The 13,041-nt window shown below is 49.7% G+C and carries 11 protein-coding genes; 4 read left to right on the plus strand and 7 right to left on the minus strand.

Annotated features, from left to right (window positions below):
* The first annotated feature begins 92 nt into the window (after positions 1 to 92).
* The gene (gene rnhA / locus ACRCWW_RS05020; RefSeq protein WP_438681429.1) at positions 93 to 560 is read left to right on the plus strand and encodes a ribonuclease HI; all 468 of its coding nucleotides are present in this window, start codon (positions 93 to 95) and stop codon (positions 558 to 560) included.
* Here rnhA and ACRCWW_RS05025 read toward each other — a convergent pair.
* Complete coding sequence (locus ACRCWW_RS05025) at positions 557 to 1,279, minus strand: class I SAM-dependent methyltransferase (RefSeq protein ID WP_438681458.1); 723 nt, start codon at positions 1,277 to 1,279, stop codon at positions 557 to 559. The two genes, rnhA and ACRCWW_RS05025, sit on opposite strands and share 4 nt — an antisense overlap.
* Before the next feature lie 31 nt (positions 1,280 to 1,310).
* Here ACRCWW_RS05025 and gloB point away from each other — a divergent pair, with 31 nt between their 5' ends.
* Positions 1,311 to 2,066, plus strand: coding sequence for a hydroxyacylglutathione hydrolase (gloB, locus tag ACRCWW_RS05030; protein WP_438681430.1), 756 nt, complete (start codon positions 1,311 to 1,313; stop codon positions 2,064 to 2,066).
* Positions 2,067 to 2,138: 72 nt separating this feature from the next.
* A complete protein-coding gene (gene mltD, locus ACRCWW_RS05035) occupies positions 2,139 to 3,503 on the plus strand; it encodes a murein transglycosylase D (protein WP_438681431.1) in 1,365 nt (454 codons plus the stop codon).
* Between the two features lie 68 nt (positions 3,504 to 3,571).
* Here mltD and ACRCWW_RS05040 read toward each other — a convergent pair whose 3' ends face one another.
* The 3 genes from ACRCWW_RS05040 to ACRCWW_RS05050 all read right to left on the minus strand — a co-directional run bounded on the left by ACRCWW_RS05040 (position 3,572) and on the right by ACRCWW_RS05050 (position 6,545).
* On the minus strand, positions 3,572 to 4,342 hold the full coding sequence (locus ACRCWW_RS05040; protein ID WP_438681432.1) for a class I SAM-dependent methyltransferase: 771 nt from the start codon (positions 4,340 to 4,342) through the stop codon (positions 3,572 to 3,574).
* 83 nt (positions 4,343 to 4,425) lie between these two features.
* A complete protein-coding gene (locus ACRCWW_RS05045; RefSeq protein ID WP_404659826.1) occupies positions 4,426 to 5,226 on the minus strand; it encodes an endonuclease/exonuclease/phosphatase family protein in 801 nt (266 codons plus the stop codon).
* Positions 5,227 to 5,369: 143 nt separating this feature from the next.
* The gene (locus ACRCWW_RS05050) at positions 5,370 to 6,545 is read right to left on the minus strand and encodes an MFS transporter (protein ID WP_438681433.1); all 1,176 of its coding nucleotides are present in this window, start codon (positions 6,543 to 6,545) and stop codon (positions 5,370 to 5,372) included.
* A 104-nt stretch (positions 6,546 to 6,649) separates the two neighbouring features.
* On the opposite strand from ACRCWW_RS05050, the gene yafC reads away from it, so the two are divergent.
* Entirely contained in the window at positions 6,650 to 7,546 is an 897-nt protein-coding gene (gene yafC, locus ACRCWW_RS05055; protein ID WP_404659824.1) for a DNA-binding transcriptional regulator YafC, read from the plus strand.
* Between the two features lie 29 nt (positions 7,547 to 7,575).
* Here the strand turns inward: yafC and dkgB are convergent, their stop codons facing one another.
* The 3 genes from dkgB to ACRCWW_RS05070 form a co-directional block, all read right to left on the minus strand.
* Positions 7,576 to 8,379: a 2,5-didehydrogluconate reductase DkgB gene (gene dkgB, locus ACRCWW_RS05060; protein ID WP_438681434.1), complete on the minus strand. Its 804-nt coding sequence runs from the start codon at positions 8,377 to 8,379 to the stop codon at positions 7,576 to 7,578.
* 439 nt (positions 8,380 to 8,818) lie between these two features.
* Positions 8,819 to 11,509 (minus strand): AAA domain-containing protein, encoded by a 2,691-nt coding sequence (locus ACRCWW_RS05065; RefSeq protein WP_438681435.1) that lies wholly within the window; start codon positions 11,507 to 11,509, stop codon positions 8,819 to 8,821.
* Positions 11,510 to 11,785: 276 nt separating this feature from the next.
* The gene (locus ACRCWW_RS05070; protein WP_438681436.1) at positions 11,786 to 12,970 is read right to left on the minus strand and encodes a hypothetical protein; all 1,185 of its coding nucleotides are present in this window, start codon (positions 12,968 to 12,970) and stop codon (positions 11,786 to 11,788) included.
* Positions 12,971 to 13,041 lie beyond the last annotated feature (71 nt).

Here is a 13,041-nt window from a genome sequence, read left to right on the forward strand (position 1 = left end):
GACGATCTGTCGGGTAATTGCAGTGCTCATATCGCTCATTTATGTCAGACTTACCGTTTACGTCGATTTCAATTACAGGAAGTCTACCAGAGATGCTTAAACAGGTAGAAATTTTCACCGATGGTTCTTGCCTCGGTAATCCAGGGCCGGGTGGTTACGGCGCGATTTTACGCTATGGGAAGCATGAAAAAACCTTTAACGAAGGGTATCACCTGACCACCAATAACCGAATGGAGCTGATGGCGGCCATCGTGGCGCTCGAAGCACTGAAGGAACATTGCGAAGTGGTGTTGAGTACCGACAGCCAGTACGTCCGTCAGGGTATTACCCAGTGGATCCACAACTGGAAAAAACGTGGCTGGAAAACCGCCGACAAAAAGCCGGTGAAGAATGTCGACCTGTGGCAACGCCTGGACACCGCGCTGAGCGATCACAAAATTCGTTGGGAGTGGGTAAAAGGACACGCCGGTCATCCTGAGAACGAACGCTGCGATGAACTTGCTCGCGCAGCGGCGATGAATCCTACTCAGGACGACACAGGCTATAAGCCAGAAAGTTAATCCTGCGGCTTGCGATACTGACAGGTGGCACCAACAGCCGGGCGCAGTTGAGTCCTTGATTTACTTTGCCGCATCGGATTGAGTGTCAGCGGAACCGTCCGTTTACGAGCAACGATTATCTGCAAGCATCCCAGAGCAGGTAAATGCGCACTGAGGATGCGCCCACCCTGACGGGTCCACGGAAGGACCTGAAAACGGCTTTGGTGCAGGACTTCAAAATTGAGCAGCCCAAGCCAGTCGAGCTGTCTCATCAGCGTGAACATTCGGCTGTTGTAGGGCATGCGGTTACGCAAGACTGGCACCATTTTGCGCAATCCCATCAGGCTGACCGGGTTGAACGCCGTCAGAATCAACCAGCCGTCATCAATCAGAACACGATCCGCTTCGCGCAACAGAAGGTGTGGATCCTGGCACCAGGGCAAAGTATGCGCCAACAGGCACGCATCAACAGACTTTTCGGCAAACGGCAGATGCAGCGGATCGGCCTTGACCTGCATCGGTTCGCCCCCAAGTGACACATTCACCTGGTGGGAAATAGCGCACGCCTCAGTATTGATTTCCGCGCTTAAATTGCCAATCTTAAGCAGATGAAAGCCATAGAGTTTTGCCAGCCAGGGTTTGAGTTGCAGCTCTAACGCTTCACGATAGTATTCGCCCCAGGGCATTTCAGCCCAGTGGCCAGGTGCCGTCACTGCCAGAGGTATCCTTGCCGGTTTCATCACAACACCCGCTACGTTTAAGAGGTAATCCATGAATCTTAACAGTATTCCCGCCTTTCAGGACAACTACATCTGGGTATTAAGTGAGGACGATGGGCGTTGTCTGATTGTTGATCCAGGCGAAGCCGCGCCAGTACTTGCCGCTCTCACAGAAAACAAGTGGCACCCGGAAGCGATTTTACTGACACACCACCACAACGATCACGTTGGTGGCGTGAAAGAACTGACGCAAAAATACCCAGGACTAGTGGTGTATGGCCCTGAAGAGACACAAGATAAAGGTGCAACGCAGATAGTCAAAGACGGGGATGTGGTCGATGTTTTGGGATGCGAATTTTCTGTAATTTTCACTCCAGGCCATACGGCAGGCCACCTCTGTTACTTTAGCGACCCTTACCTGTTCAGCGGTGATACGTTGTTCTCGGGTGGCTGTGGCCGCCTGTTTGAAGGCACACCCTCACAAATGTATCAATCACTTAAAAAGATTAGCGTTTTACCAGACCATACCCTGGTCTGTTGCGCACATGAGTATACTTTAGCAAACATGAAGTTTGCAGTAAGCATCCTCCCGGACGATTCTGACCTAAATGATTACTTCATGGAAGTTAAGGGGTTACGCGCTAAAAATCAAAAAACACTCCCCTCTATTCTGAAAAATGAGCGCAAAATAAATGTATTTCTTCGCACAGATGACGCTGATTTTATTGATAAATTATCCAAAGAAACAAATTTGCAACAACCTGAGCAGCGATTTGCATGGTTAAGGTCAAAGAAAGATAACTTCTAAAACACCAGGGTTGCCTTTTAAATTTATCGCCGTTATTATTGCTCGTCTTTTAAGCAACTATTGACCACACACATGAAGGCACGAGCGATATTACTCGCCTCTGTCTTGCTCGTAGGTTGCCAGGCCAATCGTGATGGTAACGTTCAGCAGCATGCACAGAGCCTTTCTGCGGCTAGTCAAGGGGAAGCAGGAAAGTTTGCAAGTCAAGCGCGATGGATGGACGATGGGACGTTTTATGCGCAGGATCAGGACTTGTGGGCTTTCATCGGCGACGAGCTAAAGATGGGAATTCCGGATAATGGCCGGATTCGCGAACAAAAGCAGAAGTATTTACGTAATAAGAGCTATCTCCACGATGTAACTTTACGGGCAGAGCCGTATATGTACTGGATAGCCGGGCAAGTTAAGAAACGTAACATGCCTATGGAACTGGTACTACTACCCATAGTGGAGAGCGCTTTTGACCCCCATGCAACGTCTGGCGCCAATGCCGCAGGCATTTGGCAGATCATTCCGAGCACAGGGCGCAATTATGGTTTGAAACAGACCCGAGCTTACGACGCACGTCGTGACGTAGTGGCTTCTACGACAGCAGCCCTCGACATGATGCAGCGTCTGAACAAGATGTTTGACGGCGACTGGTTACTCACTGTCGCGGCATATAACAGTGGCGAAGGTCGTGTGATGAAGGCAGTGAAAGCGAACAAATCGCGCGGGAAACCGACCGATTTCTGGTCACTTTCGTTGCCGCAGGAAACAAAGATCTACGTACCTAAGATGCTGGCTTTGAGTGATATTCTCAAAAACAGCAAGCGTTACGGCGTAAAACTGCCAACAGCAGATGAAAGCCGGGCGCTGGCGCGTGTTCGCCTGGATAACCCAGTCGACATGAAGCAGGTTGCGGATATGGCAGGCATTTCTGTCACCAAGCTGAAGGCATTCAATGCCGGCGTAAAAGGGTCTACCCTCGGCGCCAGCGGGCCGAAGTACGTGATGGTGCCGCAGAAGCATGCCGATCAGCTGCGTGAGTCTCTGGCGTCTGGCGATATCGCTGCCGTTCAGCCGACTCTGGTAGCGGATAACACGCCGATGACCAGCCGTAGCTATAAGGTACGTTCAGGTGACACCCTTTCAGGCATCGCTGCACGTTTAGGCGTGACGTCGAAAGACCTACAGCAGTGGAACTCACTGCGGGGTTCGCATCTGAAAGTCGGGCAAAACCTGACGATAGGCGCAGGTAGCAGCGCGAGTCGTCTTGCGAACAATAGCGATAGCATTACCTATCGCGTGCGCAAAGGGGATTCGCTGTCGAGTATTGCAAAACGTCACGGCGTCAACATCAAAGATGTGATGCGCTGGAATAGCGATACAGATAATCTGAAGCCTGGCGACCAGCTGACGCTGTACGTAAAGAACAGCGACAGACCAGATTCCTGATCACTTTGTTTGACCAGTCAGTTTAACGAAAAAGGCACCGTCTTCGGTGCCTTTTTTATTGGCTTTACTTACGGTGCCTTGAAGGCTTCCGCCATAATGGTATCGCTGGTAAACGACCCCTCTTCCTGCAGTTCGAAGTAATTCTTCACCTCCTGAGAAGCACTGTCCTGATACAGGCGTATGGCTTCACACAAAGCCGCAGGCGTGCGCATACGCGCAACCCATGAGCTAAATTCCAGCGGCAAGCGGTCGGTAATCAGATTACGGGTGATCAACCCGGCTTCGTTAATCAATGACAACCACTCACCACTTGAATAATTACGGACATGCGAGGTATCACGCAGCGCTTCAACGGTCTGCAACCAGATATCCCGCAAAGGATGCCCCGGGGACATGACATCCATAATAATAAACACCCCACCCGGCTTCAGCACGCGCTTCACTTCCCGCAACGCCTGACCGACATCATGCCAGTGATGAGCAGAGTAACGACTGATCACCCCATCATAGCTGGCGTCTTCAAAAGGTAAAATTTCAGCATAACCCTGACAGGTGGAAATATTCGTCAGACCCTTATCGGCAGCGGCCTGATTCACCACGTCCAGCATTTGCGCAGACAAATCGTAGGCCGTGACTTTCGCCACTTTTCCGGCAGCAATGAAACTGGCGTGACCGGCACCACATCCCATATCCAGAACATGCGCCTGAGGAAAATCGCTCAGTCTCTCTGACAGCCGTTGCAAATCACGCCCAGAGGCATGAACGGCACTGGTTAAGTACGCGCTGGCCTGAGAACCAAACTGTTTGTCAACGTTGTTGTGGTGCGTGTTGTTTGTCATTGTGTTGTCCTTCGGTTGATTGATTGAATAAAGGGCAGCACCTTATGTGCACAAGTCTGCCCCACGGCAGACCTGACTTACCTCTATCGCTCAGGTTTGCCGGGACTGAATTCCACTAGTAGCGGGTTGTGATCGGATGCACGAGTCACCAGAACGGATGCCTCATGGACATTCAAACCACGGTAGAACACAAAATCGAGAGGGCGACCAAATGCGCGTCGACGTTGATCGTCGGTGAAGCGGACTTCACGCAGCGACATTTCGCGCGCAAAGCGATAAAGCGCATTCATGCGCGGACGGCTCCATGCGTTGAAGTCTCCCGCCATGATGATTGGGCCATTGTGATGGGCAATCTGATCGCCAATCGGCAGCAGCTGTTTACTGTAAACATCGACGCCAAGGCTGAAGTTAACGGCGTGGATGTTCACCACCATTAACAAGCGTGAATCCGGCAAAGGGTAGACAGTGACCAGAGCTGATTTAGCTAAGCGCAGAATAGGTTCACGCTCGCGCAAAGGGCAGCAATAGACGGGATGAGCGGATGATAACGTCATCACCCCTGATGGATTCTGTGGTAAGACAAAAGCGGGCACCTGATCGGCCGCCAGATAGTTACTCGTGGCAAACCGGACCAGTTCTGGCGTTGTTTGAGCTTCCTGCAACAACACCAGATGAGCATCTTTGCCAAAGTTTGTCAGCACCGATAACCACTCTTCCCGTTTCTGCTTGAAAATGTTCCAGACCAGAATGCGGATTTTCTCATCGCTGCTCAGAGGCGCGCCTGCGGGTAACGCTTTGCCAATAGCCGCAAACGAACCGGGAGGTAAGATCCTCTCGGCCGGCTGTCCGGCAACATAACGCATGGCATAGGTATTTTTTCGCACGCTGTGTTTCTGACCTCAATAACAGAAAAACCACGCCGCCATCACGGTGTGGTTCTTCTGTTATAGGGACTTTAGCTCACACTTTCAACGCTATTTTCCAGAAAGTTACCTCCCGGAGTGTAAGCAAATACGCAGGCTACACATCAACTCATCGCCACTCTCGCCGTTTTATCAAGACGACCACTGATGCCAATCAACAGGAAGGCCAACATCACAATGACGGCGCCAATCCACGGAGTCTGAGCCAGACCATAGTGCTCCACCGTCTGCCCGCCGATAATGGAACCCAAAGCAATACCGACGTTAAATGCAGCGATATTTAACCCTGAAGCCACGTCCACGGCTGAAGGGGTATACAGCTCAGCTTTCTGCACCACATACACCTGAAGCCCAGGCACGTTACCGAACGCAAAGACCCCCATCACCAATACAGTGGCCAGTGCGGCATATTGCAGCAATGCGGTGAACTGGAAGACCAGCAGCAAAACGACCAGGGCTGCGAAGATAATCTTTAACGCAGGTACCGCCCCATGTTTATCAGCAAGTTTACCGCCCCAGATATTACCAATCGCCACTGAAACACCGTAACCAAGCAGGATCCAGCTCACTGCACCCGGCGTAAAACCAGCCAGATTTTGCATCATCGGCGCGAGGAACGTAAAAGCTGTGAAGACGCCGCCGTACCCTAAGGCTGTAATCGCATAGATCATCAGCAAGCGCGGATGAGTCAGCACCTGTAATTGCTCGCGAAGCGTCGCGGTTGCACGCTGCGGGATGTTTTTCGGCACCAGTATCCAGCTGCTGATTAGCGCAATCACGCCAAGCAGGGAAACCGCGAGGAAGGTTTCACGCCAGCCGAAGTGCTGGCCAATGAACGTTCCCAAAGGTACGCCTGTCACCAGAGCCACCGTCAGGCCGCCAAACATAATGGCAATGGCAGAGGCTGCTTTTTCTTTCGGTACCAGACTTGTCGCGATGGTGGAGCCAATGGAGAAAAACACCCCATGGGCCAGCCCAGTCAGCAAGCGTGCTAACACCAGAGTGCCGTAGCCCGGAGCCTGCCAGGCAAGCAGGTTTCCAGCAGTAAAGAGCACCATCAGGGCCAGTAGCAACTGCTTACGTGGCATATGGCCTGTTAAAGCAGTCAAAACAGGTGCACCAATCGCAACGCCCAGCGCGTAGATGGAAACCAGCAGTCCGGCGGAGGGTAAAGAAACAGAAAGTTGTTCGGCTATTGTCGGTACGAGGCCAACAATCACAAACTCGGTCGTGCCAATTGCAAAGGCACTGATCGTCAGGGCAAGAAGCGCCAGTGGCATAATTTACTCCGTATCATCAGGATTAAGATGACACGCAGTATGCGCGGATGCTTAAATAACAAAAACCGTCAAAATCTCAATAAAATTTTGCTTCAGGAGCAATAATGCGAGCTACCTCTGAAGAGATCGCCATCTTTGTCGCCGTGGTGGAAAGCGGCAGCTTCAGCCGTGCGGCAGAGCAGCTGAATCAGGCGAATTCCGCCGTCAGTCGTGCCGTCAAAAAGCTGGAGTCTAAGTTAGGCGTGAGCCTGCTTAATCGTACAACTCGTCAGCTCAGCCTGACGGAAGAAGGCGAACGCTACTTCCGCCGTATGCAGGGTGTTTTGCAGGAAATGGCGGCAGCTGAGAATGAGCTTATGGAGGCCCGTCATACACCCCGAGGATTACTGCGAATTGACGCTGCGACACCAGTCGTCCTGCATTACCTGATGCCCTTGATCAAGCCATTTCGCGAGCGATATCCTGAAATTACCCTTTCGCTGGTCTCATCTGAAACCTTCATAAACCTTATCGAGCGAAAAGTCGATGTGGCGATCCGCGCCGGAACGTTGACAGACTCAAGCCTGCGCGCGCGCCCATTATTCAGCAGCTATAGGAAGATAATCGCCTCTCCGGATTACATTGCGCGTTACGGTAAGCCTGAAACAGTTGAAGAACTTAAACAGCATCTGTGCCTGGGCTTCACGGAGCCCACCTCACTCAATATGTGGCCAATCTCCTGCTGTGATGGACAGTTACATGAGATTGTCAGCGGCATTTCATCCAACAGTGGAGAAACGCTGAAACAGCTTTGTCTTAGCGGGAACGGGATCGCCTGTCTGTCGGACTATATGGTGGATAACGAGATTGCCAGAGGGGAGTTTGTTGAACTGTTGGCAGACAAAAGATTGCCGGTGGAGATGCCTTTCAGTGCCGTCTACTACAGCGATCGTGCGGTTAGCACCCGGATCCGGGCATTTATTGATTTTTTGAGCGAGCATGAAGCTCAGCGTAAAAAATAGAGGGGCAATACGCCCCTCGATGTAATGGGTTAATCCCAGTCAGGTGCCAGACCTTCCGGGCTGACTAACCGGTCGTTGCACTCCAGAGCAGCAATCGCGGCCTTATCCGCCTCATCCAGTTTCAACTGCTGAGCCAGCAGGTTGCTCGCCAGATTCTCGCGCTTCGTTGAAGAAGGAATGACCGCATACCCTTCTGCCATTGCCCAGGCCAGGATCACCTGCGCCGGAGTCGCCTGATGCTTATCGGCAATCTTCTGGATAGTGTCATCTTTCAGTGCTTTGCCATAAGCAAGCGTCATATAAGAAGTGATGTGGATGCCGTGCTGCTTCGCCCAGTCCACCACTTTACGGTTTTGCAGATACGGTGAGAGCTCTATCTGATTGGTGGCAATATTTTCTGCTCCGATAGCGGTAATCGCTTTTTCCATTAGCGGAATAGTGAAGTTTGAAATACCAATCTGGCGGGTCAACCCACTTTCTTTCGCTTCCAGCAGCGCCTGCATAAACTCTTCCACGGAGACGGCTTCATTCGGTGACGGCCAATGGATCAGGGTCAGATCCACATAATCGGTACGCAGCTTCTTCAGGCTCTCTTGCAGGCTGGGGAGCAGTGCCTCTTTGCTGAGATTTTCCGTCCAGATTTTGGTGGTGATAAACAGTTCGCCGCGCGGTATTCCGCTCTCAGCGAGAGCCTGCCCGACCGCAGCTTCATTGTCATAAATCTGAGCGGTATCAATCGCTCGGTACCCCAGCTCAAGGGCAGTCTTTACGGAAGCAATAACGACGTCGTCTTTAAGACGGAATGTACCTAAACCAAATGCAGGGATTGTCATGTGTTCCTCTTCAATCACTTTGTGTGTGTTATCAGAGGATTATTGAACGTTCGGGCAGGGAGAAAAAGAGTCAAAAATGCAGAGGATTTTTGCGATTCTGGCAATAATCTCTGAATTCTGGACAAAAGAAAAAGCCCTGAGCAAATGCTCAGGGCTCTTAATAAGTGGCGGAACGGACGGAAATCTATTTAGTGATGTAACTCACTAATAATCAAGAAAACCCAGCATCATTCCTAATCGCTATAGTCCATATCATAGTCCATTTTGAAAATGTTTGCCTGTTAATAAAAATAAGAGCGATTTGCTTCACCAGCATGCTAAAACTCACGGAATGGCTCTCTGAGCAATTCTGAAGGACTAACCAATAGAATTATCGCTGTGTACTTAAGCATCTGGCGAAGCCGTTTTTTCAGCCTGTGTCAGCACAACTTCCTGGTGTTCAAACATTTACTTTGTCTTCCAGCAAGCCGTCCAGAAACTCAGTCAGTTTATCTTCTATATTGCTGTCAATTGTTCGTAACCTGAGCAAAGGCAGGCCGCATTTCGCCAGTATGCTGTTCTTGAGTTCATCCCGCTCAATCTGTGCTTTCTGCAAATGATAGCCGCCATCGACTTCAACAACGCCCAGAGGCGTCTTTCCAACTTTGTAATAAAGCACAAAATCGCAGCTTGCACGGTGGCGCATAAAAGCCAGTTCCCGGGCAGTGAAATCGCTGTGTTCCACAGATACCAGCTGGTTCAGTGCAATCTGTGAATGGTGCATCAGGCTGTTCCGGCCTTCCTGCGACAAAGCGTCCCGCAGCAGACGAGCTGCTATCTGTTCTGACTTAAAGCGTGAATCGTCAGGATTCAGCCTGGAATTCAACCTCTCCAGCGATTTATCATACTCACTGTACAATAAATCAAACGCTGAAATCACAGGGCTTTCAATAACCTCTGCATCCTCAGCATAGTACCGAATGTAGCGAATCAGTGCGGCAATGTGCCTGCCCTGACCGTCAAAAACACCATCGCCGGTCACAAGCGTAAACTTATTTCTGGCTCTGGAGACAGCCACATTGATAAGGTTCGGGTCATCCACAAAATTAAGGTTACGGCTTTGCTGGCTGCTGCGTTTTTTGTCGAGTACCGTGGAAAACACGATTTCATCGCATTCCCGCCCCTGGAACTTATGCACGGTGGATTTAACAAAATCACCAGGCAGTACCGTTTCAGCTATGCTGACCTGTGCATTATAAGGCGCGATATAACCCCTGCTGCTTGTTTCATCCCAGTAATGCCCCTCGATGGATTCAAGCTCCCGGAGGTTTGAAAAATTTCGGGTATGGTTTCCTTTTGCCGTGGTAACCAAAGACAGGGAGCTTTCCCCGTTGTCAGTCGTCAGTGGTATCAGTGCATTATCATAAAACTGCTTATTACAGAACTGGATGATTTTAGGGTGGCAACGGTAATGTTCTTTGAGCAGCGTAACCGGGGCTGTTTTCCTGAACAGCATGCACAGAGAGTCCAGCAGGCTGTACGCGGTGCAGTCATACTGGGCAGCAGGAGGTGCAATTGAAAGTGCCTCGGGAACATGAGGAAGCTGTTTCCGATCGCCGACAACAATGACGTTTCGGGCGCACCCCAACCCAAGAATACCAGGAACAATATCCTGCTGGGACGCTTCGTCAATAATGACGTAATCAAGAAGAGCGCCTTTCCCGATGGAATTGATGATTGAATGTGTGCTACTGCCAGTTACCGGAAAACGCTTTATGAAAGCGTCAAAATTATCCCGGTATGTCTCTGCATCAAAAGACGTTGCTCCGGAGATGGTTTTCTGGAGATGTGACTTCAGATACTGCATCGAAGATGATTTAAGACTTTCCAGTTGTGCGTTAAAATCTGACGATTTTAATATGTTATTATATTCAGCCAGAGCATCCCGCTTTTCTTTTATTGCAGCCTCATAATAAGATAGCTGGAGTGAAGTAAAAAGAGCCTGTCTTTTTTCAGGACCGCCCAGTGGTTTCACTCTCAGAATTCTGAAATTCAGCAGTAAATCAACTCTGTTTCTGAGCCCTATCCGGCGGTCAGAAAGGTAATGAAGGTATGCCATCAGGTCTGATGTTTTTCGGGATGAAAAACGATACTGTTTTCCCGAAAGATTACTGGTATCAGCGTAACCATTGTACCATTGCTGCAGATAATTATGCTCGATAGTGAGCTCGTCGATATCGGTTTTAAGAGACGCAACCTTGTTTATCGCATTGAGATGTTTTTTAACCTGCTGCAATAATTCCTGAATGATATCTATGGAAGGAGAGCACCGTTCTGTCCCGTCAGGAACCGAGGCTTCGCTTGAAAAAAAACTTTTCTTATTATCAGAACTACCCAGCCTGGCAATCAGATACCCAAGCTCCTGTTTATCCATTTTCTCATAAACATTGCTTACCGCGGTATTATTGTTGGATAAAATTGCCACGGTTTTATTCTGGATAAGGATGTTGGCGACAATATTAAGTATCGTCTGTGTTTTACCCGTCCCGGGTGGCCCCTCTATGATCGAAAGTTGTGAGGAAAATGCACGCTCAACAGCAAGTAACTGGCTTTCATTGAGTCCGAACGGAAAGATAAAATGACTATTTCCGGTACGCTTTACATTCTGTCCAGTACAGTAGGCATGAAGTGCTGTATCCGGGTGAGGGATAACTTTCTCCATCTGGCGGAGAACATTTTTTGCTATATCTTTTTTACTGCCACAGGCCTGAGCAATACGCTCACTGGCAATTCGGGTGAAGTAGTCAAACACAGCTTGTGTGGTAAATGCAGATTTCGCCTGAAATTCCATGCCAGTGGCATTCATTACATAGGGCTTGTCATTTCCAGAATAATAAACAACCGCATACTTTTCGCCATATATAATGGCACGCTTAGCAAGAGTGAGTGTTGCCCCCCCTTTTCTTTCGAGAAAAACATCATGTACGGTTCGTGTCGGCGTTATCTGGCATGCAGAAAGCGGGCGCGTATATTTTTTACCACTCGGAAAATGGCAGGTCAACATGACCTCACCGCTCTCACTGCCAGGCCATAGTGTCCAGTCGGTAATTTTCCGTGTTTTATCCTCGCCATCAACACATACAGTGACCATATTATCTCCCAAGGATTATCACTCTACATCAGGATGTTCAGGTATCGAATATTTAGTATGCACGCCATTCTTCTGGCAGCATTGATTGTTCTCACCGGTAAACGATTTACAACTAAGAAGTACCTTCGGAAGGATAGTATTTTTCCAGAATCGCCAGTTCCTTTTCCGAGCAGCCTACGGGTCTTGCCAGTCCAGGCGTTGCAAAGACATCCGCCCAGGAAGCATCTGCATGATGTGCTGCATTGGTATACCCGTTTCGTAATATGTGATGAGTACTTAATTTTCTTCATCACTCCATGGCTCAACCGATTTCACCGGCATGTAATTACCCTGCGTTGTCTTCATTTGCCTGAGTGCATGTCGCACTGATGCCGGACTTCGTGTCGGGAACAAGGCCTGTAACTCATGCAAAGGACTTTGTATATGCTCTTTTAACAGCTGCAGCTCTTCATCAGACCATCGACGAAAATAGCCGTTGTCGCCGGTATAACGGATATTGAATTCACTGGCTTTGCATCTGATTGACTTCAAACTCCTGCCAGGCAGGCGGGCCACAATATCATTACCTTCTGACGAATAGTATTGCTTCAAAATGTGTTGTTCCGCTTCTGACCAACGATGAGAAAGACGTTTTAGCTCCAGCTTCTCTGCCATCGCAAAGACAGATGTTTTTGCCCTTCCCGGGAGTTTCGCCAGAATATCTTTCATCGGCATCGGCGTTTCATAATGCTGCATCAGGACGGCTTTTTCTGCGTCACTCCAGCGATTGACAGGTTCCGTTGCCGCTTTTTTTCTCTTCGTAGCCACCTTTTTCACCACCTGGTCACTACCCGCCTGTTTTTGCTTTAACCGGCTTAATGCACTTTTCAGCGATGTTTTATTACGCTCAGGAAATAACTGACGCAGTATTTCCAGCGACTCATGTTGATGCTTTTTCAGTAATCGCCATTCTTCATCAAGCCAGACCCGAAACTGTGCATGCCCAATATAACGAATGCCCAGTTCGCGAGCCTTTTGTCTGATGCTGTGCTCCGTCCTGCCGGTCAGACGGTCGCGCACCGTCTGACCTTCTGTCGGGTAATAGTGCCTGAGAAGCTGTAATTCTTTTTGCGACCAGGATGGGGATGGGCCATGAATCCGACGAGAAAGCCCCATCCCTCTCGCTTTGGTCAACACGGCTTTATGCGGCCTCCCTGGCAGCATCGCCAGTATATCAGCCAAAGGTATAGCTGTTTCGTAGTGCTTCCTGAGTACAGCCTGCTCCGCCTCTGACCAGCCAGGGGCTTTCGCCTCCCCCAGAGCCAGTTTACCTGCCATACCTTTTACCGCCATAACTGTACGACCAAGATGCTCAGCAATATCCTTCACTCTCATAGCGGCATAATGTGTTTCCAGATAATGGAGTTCCGCTATCGTCCACTGAACTCGGTGATTTCTTTTTTTCTCAATTTTGTCGTTCATCGTTTGTCCTGCGTATCCCGGCCAAATCAGGCCATCCGCTGGAATCCGTGATCGGATTGTTGGAATCAGTG

This window comes from Scandinavium sp., assembly GCF_051650185.1.
GTDB lineage: Bacteria > Pseudomonadota > Gammaproteobacteria > Enterobacterales > Enterobacteriaceae > Scandinavium.

What these genes read in the sequence shown, in the direction of transcription:
- rnhA (WP_438681429.1), top strand. Translation starts at nt 93, where the DNA reads ATGCTTAAACAGGTAGAAATTTTCACCGATGGTTCTTGCCTCGGTAAT.
- ACRCWW_RS05025 (WP_438681458.1), bottom strand. Translation starts at nt 1,279, where the DNA reads ATGAAACCGGCAAGGATACCTCTGGCAGTGACGGCACCTGGCCACTGG.
- gloB (WP_438681430.1), top strand. Translation starts at nt 1,311, where the DNA reads ATGAATCTTAACAGTATTCCCGCCTTTCAGGACAACTACATCTGGGTA.
- mltD (WP_438681431.1), top strand. Translation starts at nt 2,139, where the DNA reads ATGAAGGCACGAGCGATATTACTCGCCTCTGTCTTGCTCGTAGGTTGC.
- ACRCWW_RS05040 (WP_438681432.1), bottom strand. Translation starts at nt 4,342, where the DNA reads ATGACAAACAACACGCACCACAACAACGTTGACAAACAGTTTGGTTCT.
- ACRCWW_RS05050 (WP_438681433.1), bottom strand. Translation starts at nt 6,545, where the DNA reads ATGCCACTGGCGCTTCTTGCCCTGACGATCAGTGCCTTTGCAATTGGC.
- yafC (WP_404659824.1), top strand. Translation starts at nt 6,650, where the DNA reads ATGCGAGCTACCTCTGAAGAGATCGCCATCTTTGTCGCCGTGGTGGAA.
- dkgB (WP_438681434.1), bottom strand. Translation starts at nt 8,379, where the DNA reads ATGACAATCCCTGCATTTGGTTTAGGTACATTCCGTCTTAAAGACGAC.
- ACRCWW_RS05065 (WP_438681435.1), bottom strand. Translation starts at nt 11,509, where the DNA reads ATGGTCACTGTATGTGTTGATGGCGAGGATAAAACACGGAAAATTACC.
- ACRCWW_RS05070 (WP_438681436.1), bottom strand. Translation starts at nt 12,970, where the DNA reads ATGAACGACAAAATTGAGAAAAAAAGAAATCACCGAGTTCAGTGGACG.